Genomic DNA, 16,645 nt, shown 5'->3' on the forward strand with positions numbered 1-16,645 from the left:
TCCGATGAGCCTGGCGCGGCGCAGCCGCTGTCTGCTGCCCGCGCTGCTGGCACTCGGCCCGGCCTGGGCCGCCGTGCCCACGCCGACCACCCTGCCACCGGTGGTCGCCGAAGCGCACCGGGTGATGCGCCTGGATACCCAGCGTTCGCAGATCGGCTTCGAGGTGCGCACCCGCTTCGGGCAGCGTATCGAAGGCCTGTTCCCGCACTTCGAAGGGCGCATCGAGATACTCTCCGACGGCCGCCACCAGGTGCACCTGAAGATGTTCACGCGCTCGGTCGAGATTCCTGGCAAATCACGCTACACCGGCTGGATGCGCGGCGAGGAGTTCTTCGATGCCGCCCGCCATCCGTTGGTCGAGTTCGACTCGCTGCCGTACTGGCCGGAAACCGTGGAGAGCGGTGGCGACATCAATGGCCGGCTGACCCTGCGCGGGATCAGCCACCCCGAGACACTGAAGGTCGAGAAGGCGGAGTGCGCCCGACCCGGCTATGATTGCGACGTCGTCAGCCGCGGTACCGTGCAGCGAGGCCGGTATGGCATGGACAGCTGGCAGCTTGCCTTGAGTGACCGAGTGACTTTCGTATTGCGTGCGCGCCTGAGCGAGGCGCCGAAACCGTGAACCTCCTGCTGCGTGTACTGGCGCTGGCAACCGTGTTGCTGGGCAGCGGTTGTGCATCGCTGTCGAATGCCGAGCGCGACCGCGCCGAGGCCATCGCCGTGCAGGCACGTTCGACCGTGGTTGATTGCCAGCGTGCCGACCGCTGTGCGCAGGACTCGCCGCTGCGTGCGCTGGCGGGCCGGGCGTTCACCGAATCCACCCCGGAACGACCGCGCCACTACGCCACCCTGCTCGATGAGGGCGAGGGTGCCCTGGTCGCACGCCTGAACCTGCTGCGCAGTGCCACCCGCAGCATCGACCTGCAGACCTACATCTTCGACAAGGACGACAGCGCCCGCCTCGTCATCGACGAACTGCTGGCCGCATCGCGCCGCGGGGTGAAGGTGCGGCTGCTGATCGACCAGCTCTCGGCGATCTCCGACCTGCAGATCCTCGGCGCCCTGTCCGGTGCCCACCAGAACTTCCAGCTGCGGGTCTACAACCCGACCTTCGGCAAGGCCCGGCTGAACTACTTCGACTATGCCGGCAGCGTGCTGTGCTGCTTCCGCCGGTTCAACCAGCGCATGCACAACAAGCTGCTGGTGATCGACGATGCGATCGGCGTGGTCGGTGGCCGCAACTACCAGGACGACTATTACGACTGGGACCGCGAGTACAACTTCCGCGACCGCGATGTGCTGATCGCCGGTCCGGAAGCGCGTGCGATGGCGGCCAACTTCGACGCGTTCTGGCGCGCCCACCGCAGCGTCCCGGCCGAGCGCCTGAACGACGTGGGCCGCACCTTGCTGCGCGAAGGCGTGCCAACGCTGCCACCGGCCACCTTCCGCCGCCCGGAACGGGTACAGCGGGTCAGCGCCGAAGCCAACGACACCGAGTTCGTCACCCGGTCCTTCGTCGATACCGCGCTACCAGTGGCTTCGGTGCGCTACGTGGCCGACCTGCCACGCAAGCATCGCCGCGAGAAGGCCGATGCACCGCTGGCCGGCCAGCATGTGACCGAGCCACAGCTGGATGCGCTGATCGCCAGTGCGCAGAAGGAAGTGATCCTGCAGACACCGTACCTGGTGCTGTCCAAGCCGGCGCAGAAGCTGTTCCGTGAACTGCGCAAGCGCCCGCAGCCACCACGCGTGGTGGTGTCCAGCAACAGCCTGGCGGCGACCGACAACCCGATCGTGTATGCGCTGTCGTACAAGTACAAGCGGCGCAACATGCGCGAACTGGGCTTCAACATCTTCGAATACAAGCCATTCCCGCTGGATGCGCCGGTCGATTACCGCAACCTGCTGCCGGACCCGATTGCCGCGCCCGGGGGGGGAGACGAGGGCGACCGCAACCCGCTGATCGGTGGCAGTGCCGCCGGCAGCAACGCACGCAGTGGCAGCAGTAGTGGTTCGGGTGAAGGCAGCAGGCAGGGCCCGTTGAACCATCGCCACAGCGATGGTGCCTACGACAACGCACGCGCGCGCCGTCGCGCCGCCGGCAGCGAGGTGGAAACGCGCCTGCTGCGCACCGAGACGCGGCCGTCGTTCCTGGGCAGCAAGGCGGTCAACAAGCCGTTGCCGGTCACCCGCAAGGGCGCGCGCATGGGCTTGCATGCCAAGTCGCTGGTGGTCGACCGCCGCATCGGCGTGGTCGGCACCCACAACTTCGATCCGCGCAGCGAGAACTACAACACCGAAGGCGCGGTGATCATCGACGACCCGGTTTTTGCCGAGGAACTGGCGCAGAGCATCCTGCGTGACACCCACCCGCAGAACTCCTGGACGGTGGCGCCGCGGGCCAAGCCACCGGTGCTGTCGGGGCTGAACTACAGCGTCGGCAAGGCTTCCGAAGCGCTGCCCATCCTTGATTTCTGGCCGTGGCGCTACGCCACCGACTACGAGTTCAAGCCCGGCCCGGAGTGCCCGCAGCCGCTGCCGAGGCAGGATCCTGATTTCCATCGCTGCTACGTCGCCGTCGGCGACTTCCCCGAAGTCAACGTCGGCCCGAAGTGGCTGCTGGTACGCATGCTGACCGCATTCGGCGCCGGCCTTGTTCCCATCCTCTGAAGGTACCCGCATGGCCCAGGTCTTCCGCGAAGCCGTTTCCATCGAGCAGCTCAACGCGCTCAGCCGCAACACGGCGATTGAATCCCTGGGCATCGTCTTCAGCGCCGCCGGCGAGGACTGGCTGCAGGCCACCATGCCGGTGGATGAGCGCACCCGCCAGCCCTACGGCATCCTGCACGGCGGTGCCTCGGTGGTGCTGGCCGAGACCCTGGGCAGCAGCGCCGGCAACCTGTGCGTGGATACCGGCAAGCAGATCTGCGTGGGCCTGGAGATCAACGCCAACCACGTGCGCGCCGTGCGCTCGGGCACGGTCACCGGCACCGCCCGCGCGTTGCACGTCGGCCGCAGCACCCAGCTGTGGGAGATCCGCATCGAGGACGAGCAGGGCCGCCTGGTCTGCATCTCGCGGCTGACCCTGGCGGTGGTGGCTGCCGGTCACGGCTGAGCCCCCCGGGGCTCGTTGACGGTGGCGGAACCCAGCGTTCCCCGCCGATTGCCCCGGTCGATGGCTGTTATGGCCTAAATCGGCTGGCAGCGATGACGGCCCTCCGGTATCGTGCGCGGATGACTTCCCCCACTCCGGCCCCCCGTGGCGGCGTGGCGCGTGTGTGCCGTTACCTGTACCGCGTACCGCTGCTGTTGGTCCACATCATCGTGTTCCTGCCGCTCATCCTGATCGGCATGCTTCCGCCGTGGGGCGAGCTGCGCGTGGGCGAGGCGACCCTCGGCGCCAAGGTGGTCAACTGGTGGCAGGGTGGGCTGATGTGGATCTTCGGCTTCCGCCTGGTGCAGATCGGCAGGCCGTTGCCCGGTGCCGTGCTGTTCGTCGCCAACCACGTCAGCTGGGTCGACATCTGCATCCTGCACAGCCAGCGCATGATGGGCTTCGTCGCCAAGCGCGAGATCGCCAGCTGGCCGTTGGTCGGTTGGCTCGCCGCGCGCGGCCAGACCATCTTCCACCAGCGCGGCAACACCGAATCGCTCGGTGGCGTGATGCAGGTGATGGCCGGCCGCCTGCGCGAAGGCAAGGCCGTGGGCGTGTTCCCGGAAGGGCGGACCCGCGGCGGTCACGAAGTGGGCCCGTTCCACGCCCGCATCTTCCAGGCCGCGGTCGAGACCGGCGTGCCGGTGCAGCCGGTGGCTCTGGTGTACGGGGTGAAGGGCGACGCGCAGACCATCGTCGCGTTCGGCCCGAACGAGAGCTTCTTTGCCAATTTCCTGCGCCTGCTCGGCGAGCCGGCGCGACGTGCGGAAGTGCACTTCCTGGCACCGATCGGTGCACAGGACCTGGAAGGCCGTCGGCGCATCGCGGAAACCTCGCGCGCGCGCATCGTGGCGGCCATGAGCACCGGGTGAGGCTGCGGTGGCCCTGATCCCGCCACCTGTCCTGGACGCCGGCACGCCGACGCTGCATGCGGCTGACTACCAGCCACCGCGCTGGCTGCGCAATCCCCACCTGCAGTCGATGCTCAGCTCCAGCCGCATGCGCCTGCAGCGCGGCCTGCTGCTGCTGGCCGCCACCGGTGCGGTCAGCGAGGAGCTGATCCTGGATGGCGGCGATGGCGTTCGCCTGCAGGGCTGGCACAGCCATGTCGAAGGCCGCGAGCCCAAGGGCATCGCGCTGCTGCTGCATGGCTGGGAAGGCAGTGCCGAATCCAGCTACATGCGCATGGCGGCCGCGCGCATGCTGGAGCAGGGCTTCGACGTGGTGCGGCTGAACTTCCGCGACCACGGCAACACCCATCACCTCAACCCCGGCATCTTCCACTCCAACCTGATCGATGAAGTGGTGCATGCCGCGGGTGACGTCGCCCAGCGCTGGCCGCAGCTGCCGCTGGTGGCCGCCGGCTACTCGCTGGGCGGCAACTTCGTGCTGCGCCTGGCCCTGCGCGCACCGGCCGCCGGCGTGCCGCTGCAGCGCGTGGCCTCGGTGTGCCCGGTGCTCGACCCGGCGCTGACCATGGAAAGCATCGAGAACGGCCCGGCGATGTACGACTGGTACTTCCGCCGCAAGTGGGCCGGTTCGCTGCGCCGCAAGCGTGACCTGTTCCCCGAGCTGAGCGACTGCGACGACCGCGTGCTGAAGCTGGACATCCGCGCGCTGACCGCCTGGCTGGTCGAGCGCCACACCAGCTTCGGCTCGCTGCAGGCCTATTTCGATGGCTACTCTATTGCCGGTGACCGCCTGTCCACCCTGCAGGTGCCGGCCGACATCCTGATGGCACAGGATGACCCGGTGATCCCATATGCCACCTTCAACAACTGGCAGCTGCCACGCCAGGCGCACCTGGAAACCGCCTGCTGGGGCGGCCACTGCGGGTTCATCGAGAACTGGCGCGGCGACGGCTTCTCCGAACGCTGGGTCGCCCAGCGCCTGCAGCGGGTCCTGCGGGCCTGAACCGGCGGCAGCGCGCAGCCCGCTACAATGCGGGTTTGCACTTGAACCGGACTGCCATGCAAGACCAGATCATCCAAGCGTTGCGCCAGAACCAGGCCGACCAGGCCGTGCAGCTGGCCCAGGCGTGGACCCTTGACGAACCCGGCCAGGCCAACGCCCACCGCTGGCTGGCGCTTGCGCTGCAGCAGCAGGGCAACGCCGAGGAGGCGATGGAGGCCCTGCAGAAGGCGCTGCGGCTGGCCCCGGACGACGCCCAGCTGCACCTGCAGCATGCCGGCCTTCTGCTGGCACTGCGCCAGTTCGAGGGTGCCGACGAAGCACTGGTGCGCACCACCGGCCTCGATCCGAACTCGTTCTCCGCCTATCTGATGCAGGCGCACCTGGCGATCGGCCGCAATGACTTCGACGAAGCGCAGCGCATCTCGACCCTGGCCGCGCGCGTGGAGCCGGACCATCCGGAACTGCTGACCATCGACGGCATGGTTGCACTGCGCCGCGGTGATGCGGACCGCGCACTGGCGCTGCTGTCGGCGGCCAGCAAGGCGCTGCCGGACGATACCCGCGTGCTGTACGCGCTGGGCTTTGCCTACCTCGGCAAGGACATGCTGGCGTTCGCCGAGCAGTCGTTCCGCCGCGTGCTGGAACTCAATCCGTCGCTGTCCTCGCTGCATGGCCTGGTGGTGCAGCTGGCACTGCGCCAGGGCAACGTGCCGGCCGCCGCCGAGGCCATGCAGGTGGCCCTGCAGCAGCCGGAGATGGACGTACCGTCGATGCGCCGCCTGGCGGGTGAGCTGTCGCTGCGCAATGGCCAGCCGCTGCAGGCCCTGGACTACCTGCTGCCGCTGCTGGAGACGCAGCCGGAAGACCGCCAGGTGCTGCAGCTGCTGCTGATGTCCTGGCAGCGCCTGGGCCGCGAGGACGAAGCGCGCGCACGCCTGGATGCGGTGCTGGACAGCAACGACCAGCTGCACGACGTGTGGCTGGCGCGACTGGCCATCGAGCAGGTGGGCAGCGAAAGCGCCGTGACCGCGGTCGAGCGCTGGATGGCGGCCATGCCCGCGCACCTGCCGGCCCTGGAGGCGCGCCTGCGCCTGCATGACATGGTCGGCGAACATGCTCAGGCTGAAGCGATCGCCGAACGCATCGTCAGCCTGGAACCGGGCCGCGTCAGCGGCGAGACCCGCCTGGTCGAAGGCCTGCTGCAGCGCGATCCCGCCGCCGCCGTGGCCCGCGTGCAGGCGCTGATCGAGCTGGCGCCGGAAGACCATCGCGCCGACCTGCGGACGTGGATGGGCGAGATCCAGGACCGCGCCGGGCAGCCGCAGGACGCGCTGCGCACGTGGCTGTCGCTGCAGGCCGACCAGGCACCGCAGCGCTTGCCACTGCCGCCACAGGCCAAGTCCCCGCCGAGCTGGCCGGACAAGGGCAGCATCGACGGCGATGCCAGCTCCGCGCCGATCTTCCTCTGGGGCGCGCCGGGTTCGGGCGTTGAGCGCGTGGCAACCGGCCTGGCCGCTGCCAGCCCGGTGCTGCGCAGCGACCGCTACACCAACACGCCGCCCGATGATGCGTTCCAGAACTACAACACGCTGCAGGACCTGGCCTCGGGCGTGCTGACGCCGGAGCGGCTGGTGCAGCGCTGGCGTGAACAGCTGCCGGCACGTGGCCTGCAGAGCGACACCGTGATCGACTGGCTGCTGTGGTGGGACAACGCCCTGCTGTGGGCGCTGCGCCCGCAGCTGCCGCAGGGCCGCCTGGTGCTGGTGCTGCGCGACCCGCGCGACATGCTGCTGGACTGGGTGGCCTACGGTGCCGCCGCGCCGCTGGCGATGACGTCGTTGGCCGAAGCCAGTGAATGGCTGACCCGCGCGCTGAACCAGATCGCCACGCTGCATGAGGATGACCTGTACCCGCACGTGCTGCTGCGCATCGACCAGATCGGCAACGATCCGCAGGCGATGGCCGAACTGCTGGGTCGCCTGTTCGAGCGGCCGATGCCGCCGGCGGCACAGCTGGGCGCCCCGCGCCTGCCTGCCGGCCACTGGCGCAACTACCGCGACGTGATGAGCGCCGCCTTCGCCCAGCTCACGCCGGTTGCGGTGCGCCTGGGCTACCCGGAAGAGTGAGGAGAGTCCGATGCAGCTGACCAGCCACAGCCTGACCAACGGCGCACCGATCGATCGTGAGTTCGCCGCGGGCGACGCCAACGGTTTCGCCCCCGACCGCAACCCGCACCTGGCCTGGAGCGGGGTGCCAGCCGGCACCCGTTCGTTCCTGCTGGTATGCGTGGACCCGGACGTGCCGACCGTGCCGGAGACGGTTGGCCGCAATGACATGACGGTGCCGCGCGACCAGCCGCGCTGCGACTTCGTGCACTGGGTGATGGCCGATATCCCGGCCACGGTGCAGGAGATCGCCGCTGGCAGCTGCAGCGACGGCTTCGTGGTGAAGGGCAAGCCCGCTCCCGCCGGCCCGGCCGGCAGCCGCCAGGGCCTGAACGACTTCACCGGCTGGTTCGCGGGCAACCCGGACATGGCCGGTGACTACCTGGGCTATGACGGCCCGTATCCGCCGTTCAACGACGAGCGCATGCACCGCTACTTCTTCCGGGTATTCGCGCTGGACGTGGCGTCGCTGGACCTGCCGCAGCGCTTCACCGCCGCCGACGCGTACCGCGCCATGCACGGCCACGTGCTGGCCGAAGCCGCACTGCATGGCACCTACACGTTGAACCCGGCGCTGGGCTGAGCAGCACACAGGGTAGAGCCGAGCCGATGCTCGGCTGCTTCTGCTACACGATTGACCGGCAGTAATCGGCAAACCGCGCCAGGAACGTATCAGCGTCGGCGCGGTGCACCTTCGACTGCAGTACGTCAATCACCTGCTCGGGCTCCAGGCCAAGCACCGGTACACGCAGGAACAGCGTTGTGCTGAACGCGGCACTGACCGTGGACAGCACCGCGCGCAGTTCCTGCAGCATGTCCTCGCCACGATGGGACGCGTGCACCAACGCAATGGGCCGACCGACGATCTGGTCGCCGGATACCAGCCAGTCAATCGCATTCTTGAGCCCGCCGGGAATGCCGCGCACGTATTCCGGGCTGCATACCAGCACGCCATCGCTGTGCGCGATGGCCGCCTTGAAGCAGGTCACGCTGCCAGGTTCGTCGGCGCCTTCCAGATCCGGGGAGAACACCGGCAGTTCGCCGATGCCAGTGTAGACCTCAATCTCCATTCCGGGCGGTGCGATGGCCTTCAGCGCCATCAGCAGAGCGGTGTTGGTCGACCGCCGGCGTACGCTTCCGGAGAGGGCAAGAATCTTCATCGCGGAACGTTAGCATGCAGGATCCGCGGGATTTCAGCCGGGCGCGGGCTCGGCTCTACCTTCCATTCGTTGGCAGCGGTGCCGGTTCGAACACCGCGGTGTCGCCCTGCGCGTTGCGCAGTACCAGCGCGCCGCGGTCATCCAGCTCAAGCGTCGGTGCCGGGCTCCGGCTGCTCATCAGCGTTCCAGCACGTTCCTGCTGCACGACGATGTCACCACGCATGCATCCGGCCACTGTCTGGATGCCGTTCTCCAGGATCAGTGCGTTGCCCTGCATCCGGTACTGGCTGCTGACGTTGTTGCACAGGTTCAACTCGCTCAGGTAACCGTGCCCGAAGTGCAGCGTATAGGGCGCGCGACCGCGGACGAACAACGCGCCGATGCGCCTGCCCTTTGCATCTGTGGCGCGGGTGAGCTGCCATGTGTGGGCTTCGAGCTGGGCGGTGGTGGGCGTGCTGGCAGCGGAGGCATCGACGCACACGGCCAGCAGTGCAGTGGCCAGGAGGACGGGGACGTGCTTCATGCCGATCTCCCAGATGCATGTGGGTAGTGCCGGCCGCTGGCCGGCAACGTCCGTGTGCTGCCGGCGCCAGGCGTGGCAGCCGGCCAGCGGCCGGCGCTACAACCTGCAACGCAATGAAGAAGGGCGGCCTTTCGGCCGCCCTTCCATCGTTTTATTTCTCCTCGATGGCCGACTCGACCACCATGTCCAGCACGTACGCCTGCGACGGCGCATCGGCCGGCGGGTTCTTCACCTCGTAGCGCTTCACGCGCACCACGTTGCGCACGCCGTCTTCGTGGGTGTAGCCCTCGATGTTGCCGTAGAAGTTCTCGAACTTGCCTGGCTCGCCCTGCTTCAGGCCCTTGTCGTCGAACTTCACTTCACGCACCTGCAGGCACTGGTAGTCCGGGATCAGCGGGTGCGAGCACTTTTCGGTCTTCGCAGCCACTTCCAGGAACACGGTTTCGCCGGCGCCGCCATAGCGGGTTTCAGCGGTCGGTTCCGGGTTGAAGACCAGCACGTCGCCCTTGGCAGTGGTCAGGGTCAGCTTGCCATCGGCATCCTGCGTGGCCTTCAGCTCGCCCTGCAGGCGGCTCGACACGGCCTCGTCCAGCGCCATCAGCGCCTTGTCGGTGCAGGCCATCATGGTGGACGCCATCGCGCCCACGGTCAGCTTGCCGTCGGCCAGGGTGTAGCTGCCGCCCATGTGGTTGCAGGCGTTGCTGACCGACAGGCGGCCGTCGGCGAAGTCCAGGGTGACCGGCTTGTCTTCACGGGCGAACAGCGCGTCGATGCGCTTGCCGTCGGCACCGGTGGCCTGCTGCAGCAGCCAGTGCTGGCTCTGCAGGCGCTGCGCGTCCAGGTGCGCCAGCGTCTGCTGGTCTGCTGCCTTGGCCGCGGCCGGGGCCACGTCGTCGCCGCCGTTGCCGGCCGGGGCCGGGGTCTGGCTGCAGGCGGCCATCAGGGCCAGCGGGAGGAGCAGGGTGAGCTTGCGGTTCATGGTGATTCTCCTTGGGGAACCGTGGGGGAAACGGGGTGGGGCCGGCAACGGGGTTACCGTGCCCCGGCGCTGTTCAGCTGCCGGAAGGCAACCACAGCAGCAGCGCCGCGCCCAGCGCGATGCGGTAGATGGCGAAGGCGGTGAACTTGTGCGACTTGATGTAGCCCATCAGCCACTTCACTACGACGAAGCCGGTGACGGCCGCGGCAAGGAAGGCCACGCCCACCTCGGTCCAGTTCTCGCTGCCCAGCTGCCCGGCCCTGGCCATCTCCAGGAAGGTGTAGGCGCTGGCGGCGAACATGGTGGGGATGCCGACCAGGAACACGAACTCGGCGGCGGCGGCACGGCGGCTCAGGCCCAGCAGCATGGCCAGGAAGATCGCCGAGGCCGAGCGCGAGGTGCCCGGGAACACACCGGCCACCACCTGCGCCAGGCCCACGCCGATCGCTACCGTCCAGGTCACCTGATCGCGGTCGGGCAGGCGCGCGGTGTAGGCCTCCACCAGCAGCATCCAGACGCCACCGATGATCAGTGCCCAGGCCACCGGGCTGACCGTTTCCGGCAGCGACCAGCCGGCCTTGCGCACGACCAGGCCGACCACCGCGGTGACCAGGAAGGCGGCCCCCAGCTTGAACACGTACTCGCGGTTCTCGCGCTGGTTGAAGCCGGTGGCCAGCTGCAGCAGGCGCTGGCGGAACACCAGCACCACGGCCACGATCGCGCCGGCCTGGATGACGATGTTGAAGAAGTCCGAGCGGGCCCCCAGCCAGTGCTGGGCGATGAGCAGATGGCCGGTGCTGGAGATCGGCAGGAATTCGGTCAAGCCTTCGAGGATGCCCAGCAGCAGGGCGGAGAGCAGGTCGGACATGGACGGTGCGTGCACGCGCGGCGGAAGGAAGAAGGTCGAGAGGATAGACGATCCCTGCTGCACCAAACGGGTGCGTCTGGTGACCGGCGCACCCGTTTGGTGCGCCCCGCTCTGCACCCGCACGGGGCGGTCTTTTTGAAATCAATGACTTGCGGCATCTGAAAAGTTGGCACGGTCATTGCTGTACCTCAGCAGGCATTCATCCCCATCCGAGGTCGTACCGATGTCCGTGGAAAACGTTGAGAAGCTGATCAAGGACAACCAGATCGAGTTCGTCGATCTGCGCTTTGTCGACATGCGTGGTGTCGAGCAGCACGTGACCTTCCCGGTCAGCATCATCGAGCCGTCGCTGTTCGAAGAAGGCAAGATGTTCGACGGCAGCTCGATCGCCGGCTGGAAGGGCATCAACGAGTCGGACATGGTGCTGCTGCCGGATACCGCCAGCGCCTACGTCGACCCGTTCTACGCCGATCCGACCATCGTGATCAGCTGCGACATCCTGGACCCGGCCACCATGCAGCCGTATGGCCGTTGCCCGCGCGGCATCGCCAAGCGCGCCGAGGCCTACCTGAAGTCCTCCGGCATCGCCGAAACCGCGTTCTTCGGCCCGGAACCGGAATTCTTCATCTTCGATTCGGTCCGTTTTGCCAATGAAATGGGCAACACCTTCTTCAAGGTCGATTCCGAAGAAGCCGCCTGGAACAGCGGCGCCAAGTACGACGGCGCCAACAGCGGCTACCGTCCGGGCGTGAAGGGCGGTTACTTCCCGGTTCCGCCGACCGACACCCTGCACGACCTGCGCGCCGAGATGTGCAAGACTCTGGAACAGGTCGGCATCGAAGTGGAAGTGCAGCACCACGAAGTGGCCACCGCCGGCCAGTGCGAGATCGGCACCAAGTTCAGCACCCTGGTGCAGAAGGCCGACGAACTGTTGCGCATGAAGTACGTCATCAAGAACGTCGCGCACCGCAATGGCAAGACCGTCACCTTCATGCCCAAGCCGATCGTCGGCGACAACGGCAGCGGCATGCACGTGCACCAGTCGCTGTCCAAGGGCGGCACCAACCTGTTCTCCGGTGACGGCTACGGCGGCCTGAGCCAGCTGGCGCTGTGGTACATCGGCGGCATCTTCAAGCACGCCAAGGCCATCAATGCCTTCGCCAACTCGGGCACCAACAGCTACAAGCGCCTGGTGCCGGGCTTCGAAGCGCCGGTGATGCTGGCCTACTCGGCCCGCAACCGCTCGGCCTCGTGCCGCATTCCGTGGGTGTCCAACCCGAAGGCACGCCGCATCGAAATGCGCTTCCCGGACCCGATCCAGTCCGGCTACCTGACCTTCACCGCGCTGATGATGGCCGGCCTGGACGGCATCAAGAACCAGATCGACCCGGGCGCACCGAGCGACAAGGACCTGTACGACCTGCCGCCGGAAGAAGAGAAGCTGATCCCGCAGGTCTGCTCCTCGCTGGACCAGGCGCTGGAAGCGCTGGACAAGGACCGCGAGTTCCTGAAGGCCGGTGGCGTGATGAGCGACGACTTCATCGACGGCTACATCGCGCTGAAGATGCAGGAAGTGACCAAGTTCCGCGCGGCCACCCACCCGCTGGAATACCAGCTGTACTACGCCAGCTGACCGGATGCGATGGCGGTGGGCTTCCCCCTCCCACCCGCCGCCATCGCTTCCGTTTTCGCGGCTGGGGAGCCGCAAGGCGGGCGCAGGCCCGCCGTTGTAGAGCGGACGGTGGTAGAGCGGACTGTTAGTCCGCTGAACTTCAATCCGCTTATCCAGGGGCAAGAGAGAGACCGGATACGCGACCAGGGCCGCCCTCCCTCCCGCGTCGGTCGTGCAAGGAGAGAGGCACGGCCGTCCCGGCCCTGTACGTGTCCGGTGCAACAGCCACGGCCATCACCCTGATGGCCGCTGGTTGCCTGATGCCAACGCGCGCTGGCGCGCTGGCCCCATCCACCATCGGGACATGCGCATGAAACTGATCTCCGCCATCATCCGGCCGTTCAAGCTCGACGAGGTCCGCGAGGCCCTGTCCGACGCAGGCGTGTCGGGCATCACCGTGACCGAAGTGAAAGGCTTCGGCCGCCAGAAGGGCCACACCGAGCTGTATCGCGGCGCCGAGTACGTCGTCGATTTCCTGCCCAAGATCAAGATCGAAACCGTGGTCACCGACGAACGTGCCGATGCGGTGATCGAAGCGATCCAGTCGTCGGCAGGCACCGGCAAGATCGGTGACGGCAAGATCTTCGTCACCGCCGTCGAACAGGTCATCCGCATCCGCACCGGCGAAATCGGTGCCGACGCGCTGTAACCCCCTTCCGGAGACTCCCCCATGAAGATGCGCTTTCTCACCGGGTGGCAAGCCCGGTTCCATGTCGTGTGGCTGTTGATGCTGCTCAGCGCGTTCGCCGTCGGTGCGTGGCCGGGCAGCGCCCATGCCCAGGCACAGGTGTCGCCGCTGCCGAGCGAAACCGTTGCGGTCGAACCGCTGCAGGACCCTGCAGCTGCAGCCGCTGCGCCGGCCGTGGCCGAAGCGGCCGCTGCCTATGATCGTGGCGACGTGGCCTGGATGCTCACCTCAACCCTGCTGGTACTGATGATGGTGGTGCCGGGCCTGGCCCTGTTCTACGGCGGCCTGGTGCGTTCGAAGAACGTGCTTTCGGTGCTCAGCCAGATCCTGGTGGTGTTCTCGCTGGTGCTGCTGCTATGGGTGGCCTATGGCTACAGCGCGGTGTTCAGCGCCGGCAATCCGTTCTTCGGCTCGTTCACCGAATTCGCCTTCCTCAAGGGCTTCACCCCCGAGTCGGTGGGCAACACGCCGATCAAGGGACTGCCGGACTATCTGTTCGTCGCCTTCCAGTCGACCTTCGCCGGCATCACCACCGCGCTGATCGTCGGTGCCTTCGCCGAGCGCATCAAGTTCCGCGCGGTGCTGCTGTTCTCGGCGCTGTGGTTCACCCTCAGCTACATCCCGATGGCCCACATCGTCTGGGGTGGCGGCTACCTGGGTGAACTGGGCGCGATCGATTTCGCGGGCGGCACCGTGGTGCACATCAACGCCGGTGTGGCCGGTCTGGTCGCTGCCTGGTTCGTCGGCAAGCGTCTGGGCTATGGGCAGACCGCGCTGAAGCCGCACAACGTGCCGTTCACCTACATCGGCGCGATGCTGCTGTGGGTGGGCTGGTTCGGCTTCAACGCAGGCTCGGCGGCAGCGGCCGATACCGTGGCCTCGCTGGCCTTCCTCAATACCGTACTGGCCACGGCAGCGGCCGTGCTCGGCTGGACGCTGGTGGAAGCGATCAGCAAGGGCAAGCCGTCGGCACTGGGTGCCGCCTCGGGCGCGGTGGCCGGCCTGGTCGGCATCACCCCGGCCTGCGGCACCGTCGGCCCGCTTGGCGCGATCATCATCGGCTTTGTCGCCGGCGTGGTCTGCGTCTGGGGGGTGACCGGTCTCAAGCGCCTGCTGAAAGTGGACGACACCGCCGACGTGTTCGGTGTGCACGGTGTCGGCGGCATCGTCGGCGCGATTCTCACCGGTGTGTTCAGTGCACAGTCGCTGGGTGGCACCAAGGCCGATCTGGATATCGGCCATCAGGTCTGGGTGCAAGTGGTCAGCGTGGGCCTGACCGTGGTGTGGTCGGCGGTGGTGACCACGCTGATCCTGCTGGTGGTGCGCAGCGTGGTCGGCCTGCGCGTGACCGAGGAAGCCGAGCGCACCGGTCTGGACGTCACCTCGCACGGCGAATCGGCCTACGAGGCCTGACCGGTTTCACGGTTTCAAGGGCGTCCCGCCACTGCTGCGCTGCACGCAGTGGCGGGCGTCAGGTACAGGTTTTCCTTGTGCCACCGGCATCAGTCGACGCAATGACGGAGCTCTGCTGGTTCCAGTGTAGATCCAGGGCTCTGCCCGCTGGCGGAATACCCTCCGTCGGACATCACACTTTGCCTTGAAGGCTTGCGCCAGCGTGGTTCGCTGGTGCTTTTTCCTGCCACACGATTCCCTTACAGTGCTGCCTCTTCCAGCCGCATCTTCGTCGGTCTGGCAGTCATCAGCAGGGAAAAGCATCGTGGAACAGGGACGTAAAGTACGCAGCCGGGTGTTGCAGTGGCGGTTGTCCGTGGGCGTGGCATTGGCCATCACTGGCCTCCAGGCGCCGGCATGGGCACAGACGGTGTCACCGGAGCAGGAACTGCTCCGGCAGCAGGAGCGCGAGCGCGTGCTGCGTGAACAGCAGGAATCCACACCGGATGTGCGCCTGCAGCCAGCCACCGAAGACCTCGGCCGCCTGCCGGTTGATGAGTCGCCCTGTTTCACCATCACCACCATCGCGCTGCAGGGCGAGCTTGCCGACCGCTTCCGCTGGGCGCTGGCGGCAGCCGATCCCCGCAGCAATCCCGCCACCGGGCGCTGCCTGGGTACGGCGGGCGTGGACATCGTGATGAAGCGCGTGCAGAACGCGATCATCGAGCGCGGCTACGTCACCACCCGCATCCTTGCCGCACCACAGGACCTGAAGACCGGCGTGCTGATGCTCACGGTCGTGCCAGGGCGGGTCAACGCCATCCGCTTCGCGGACGGAGAAGGCCGTACCCCCACCCTCTGGAATGCGATGCCGGTGACGCGTGGCGAGGTGCTGAACCTGCGTGACATCGAGCAGGCGCTGGAGAACCTGCAGCGCGTGCCGACCGCCTCGGTGGACATACAGATCGCGCCACCGGCCGATGGCGCGGCCGCCAAACCCGGCGAAAGCGACCTGGTGATCAGCTGGAAGCAGGCGCGTCCGGTACGCGTCAACCTGACCCTGGACGATGCCGGCAGCCAGAGCACGGGCAAGATGCAGGCCGGTGCCACGGTGTCGGTGGACAACCCTGCGGGCCTGAGCGATCTGTTCTACGTCAACGTGGGCAGATCGCTGTTCAACGGCAGCGAACGTGGCACCGACAGTTGGGCGGCGCACTACAGCGTACCGCTGGGCGGTTGGCTGCTGGGTGCCAACGCCAGCAAGTACGACTATGAGCAGACCGTTGCCGGTGCGTTCGAGAACTACGTCTACAGCGGCTCCAGCCGCAATGCGGAACTGCGGCTGACCCGCATGCTGTTCCGCAACGCGCATGCCAAGACCAGCATGTACGCGCGTGGCTGGTACCGCGAATCGGACAACTTCATCAACGATACCGAGATCGAAGTGCAGCGCCGGCGTATGGCCGGCTGGGAGCTGGGCCTGGGCCACCGTCACTTCATCGGCAAGGCGACACTGGATGTGAACCTGGCGTACCGCAAGGGTACCGGTGCCTTCAACGCGTTGCGTGCGCCGGAAGAGGCGTTTGGCGAAGGCACGGCGCATGGCCGCATCTATACCGCGGACGCGCAGCTGGTCCTGCCGCTGCAGTGGGGCAAGCAGAGCCTGCGCTACATCGGCAGCTGGCGTGCGCAGTGGAACCGCTCGCCATTGGTGCCGCAGGACCGGTTCTCCATTGGTGGCCGCTACACCGTGCGTGGCTTTGATGGCGAAATGTCGCTGACCGGTGAGCGTGGCTGGTTGCTGCGCAATGAAGTGGGCGTGCCCCTGGGCGGCGGCGTGGAGGCCTACGTCGCCGTTGATCACGGGCGTGTCGCCGGCCCGTCCACGGCCCGACTGCTGGGCGACCGGCTCACCGGTACGGCCCTCGGGCTTCGCGGTGGCACCCGCCACATCAACTGGGATGCGTTCGTCGGCAGCCCGCTGTCCAAGCCGCGTGGCTTCCAGACCGCCTACACCACCTTCGGAATGAACCTGGGCGTCTCGTTCTGACGCCTGCACATGACCGGCCTGCGCAGTCCCCTGCGCGGCCAACACGATGCCGCAGCCTGCTGCGCATACAACCCAACAGC

General features: G+C 67.3%; 15 protein-coding genes. 11 read left to right on the plus strand and 4 right to left on the minus strand.

Annotated features, from left to right (window positions below; genetic code table 11):
* Window positions 1–4 precede the first annotated feature (4 nt).
* From AASM09_RS00450 to AASM09_RS00480, 7 genes are all read left to right on the plus strand, one after another.
* Complete coding sequence (locus tag AASM09_RS00450) at window positions 5–622, plus strand: YceI family protein (protein WP_049429867.1); 618 nt, start codon at window positions 5–7, stop codon at window positions 620–622.
* Entirely contained in the window at window positions 619–2,670 is a 2,052-nt protein-coding gene (locus AASM09_RS00455) for a phospholipase D family protein (RefSeq protein ID WP_049429866.1), read from the plus strand. The genes AASM09_RS00450 and AASM09_RS00455 overlap by 4 nt, the downstream gene beginning before the upstream one ends.
* Window positions 2,671–2,680: 10 nt before the next feature.
* Window positions 2,681–3,115 carry a hotdog fold thioesterase gene (locus AASM09_RS00460; RefSeq protein WP_049429865.1) on the plus strand — a complete coding sequence of 145 codons (435 nt, stop codon included), beginning with the start codon at window positions 2,681–2,683 and terminating at the stop codon, window positions 3,113–3,115.
* 119 nt (window positions 3,116–3,234) lie between these two features.
* Window positions 3,235–4,026, plus strand: a complete 792-nt coding sequence (locus tag AASM09_RS00465) for a lysophospholipid acyltransferase family protein (RefSeq protein ID WP_049429864.1) — start codon at window positions 3,235–3,237, stop codon at window positions 4,024–4,026.
* 52 nt (window positions 4,027–4,078) lie between these two features.
* On the plus strand, window positions 4,079–5,068 hold the full coding sequence (locus AASM09_RS00470) for a YheT family hydrolase (RefSeq protein WP_049429877.1): 990 nt from the start codon (window positions 4,079–4,081) through the stop codon (window positions 5,066–5,068).
* A gap of 56 nt (window positions 5,069–5,124) precedes the next feature.
* Window positions 5,125–7,194 (plus strand): tetratricopeptide repeat protein, encoded by a 2,070-nt coding sequence (locus AASM09_RS00475; protein WP_049429863.1) that lies wholly within the window; start codon window positions 5,125–5,127, stop codon window positions 7,192–7,194.
* Window positions 7,195–7,204: 10 nt separating this feature from the next.
* A complete protein-coding gene (locus AASM09_RS00480) occupies window positions 7,205–7,816 on the plus strand; it encodes a YbhB/YbcL family Raf kinase inhibitor-like protein (RefSeq protein ID WP_049429862.1) in 612 nt (203 codons plus the stop codon).
* Between the two features lie 43 nt (window positions 7,817–7,859).
* Here AASM09_RS00480 and AASM09_RS00485 read toward each other — a convergent pair whose 3' ends face one another.
* The 4 genes from AASM09_RS00485 to AASM09_RS00500 all read right to left on the minus strand — a co-directional run bounded on the left by AASM09_RS00485 (window position 7,860) and on the right by AASM09_RS00500 (window position 10,763).
* A complete protein-coding gene (locus AASM09_RS00485) occupies window positions 7,860–8,393 on the minus strand; it encodes an NADPH-dependent FMN reductase (RefSeq protein ID WP_049429861.1) in 534 nt (177 codons plus the stop codon).
* A 55-nt stretch (window positions 8,394–8,448) separates the two neighbouring features.
* Window positions 8,449–8,916, minus strand: a complete 468-nt coding sequence (locus AASM09_RS00490; protein ID WP_049429860.1) for an META domain-containing protein — start codon at window positions 8,914–8,916, stop codon at window positions 8,449–8,451.
* Between the two features lie 151 nt (window positions 8,917–9,067).
* Window positions 9,068–9,895 carry an META and DUF4377 domain-containing protein gene (locus AASM09_RS00495; protein WP_049429859.1) on the minus strand — a complete coding sequence of 276 codons (828 nt, stop codon included), beginning with the start codon at window positions 9,893–9,895 and terminating at the stop codon, window positions 9,068–9,070.
* Window positions 9,896–9,968: 73 nt separating this feature from the next.
* Window positions 9,969–10,763: an undecaprenyl-diphosphate phosphatase gene (locus AASM09_RS00500; protein ID WP_049429858.1), complete on the minus strand. Its 795-nt coding sequence runs from the start codon at window positions 10,761–10,763 to the stop codon at window positions 9,969–9,971.
* 223 nt (window positions 10,764–10,986) lie between these two features.
* On the opposite strand from AASM09_RS00500, the gene glnA reads away from it, so the two are divergent.
* The 4 genes from glnA to AASM09_RS00520 all read left to right on the plus strand — a co-directional run bounded on the left by glnA (window position 10,987) and on the right by AASM09_RS00520 (window position 16,565).
* Window positions 10,987–12,396, plus strand: coding sequence for a type I glutamate--ammonia ligase (glnA, locus tag AASM09_RS00505; protein WP_010487206.1), 1,410 nt, complete (start codon window positions 10,987–10,989; stop codon window positions 12,394–12,396).
* A gap of 349 nt (window positions 12,397–12,745) precedes the next feature.
* Entirely contained in the window at window positions 12,746–13,084 is a 339-nt protein-coding gene (locus AASM09_RS00510; RefSeq protein WP_004134334.1) for a P-II family nitrogen regulator, read from the plus strand.
* 21 nt (window positions 13,085–13,105) lie between these two features.
* On the plus strand, window positions 13,106–14,536 hold the full coding sequence (locus tag AASM09_RS00515) for an ammonium transporter (protein ID WP_049429857.1): 1,431 nt from the start codon (window positions 13,106–13,108) through the stop codon (window positions 14,534–14,536).
* Window positions 14,537–14,840: 304 nt separating this feature from the next.
* Window positions 14,841–16,565 (plus strand): ShlB/FhaC/HecB family hemolysin secretion/activation protein, encoded by a 1,725-nt coding sequence (locus tag AASM09_RS00520; protein WP_049429856.1) that lies wholly within the window; start codon window positions 14,841–14,843, stop codon window positions 16,563–16,565.
* Window positions 16,566–16,645: the final 80 nt, after the last annotated feature.

Source organism: Stenotrophomonas maltophilia, from assembly GCF_039555535.1.
GTDB lineage: Bacteria > Pseudomonadota > Gammaproteobacteria > Xanthomonadales > Xanthomonadaceae > Stenotrophomonas > Stenotrophomonas maltophilia_Q.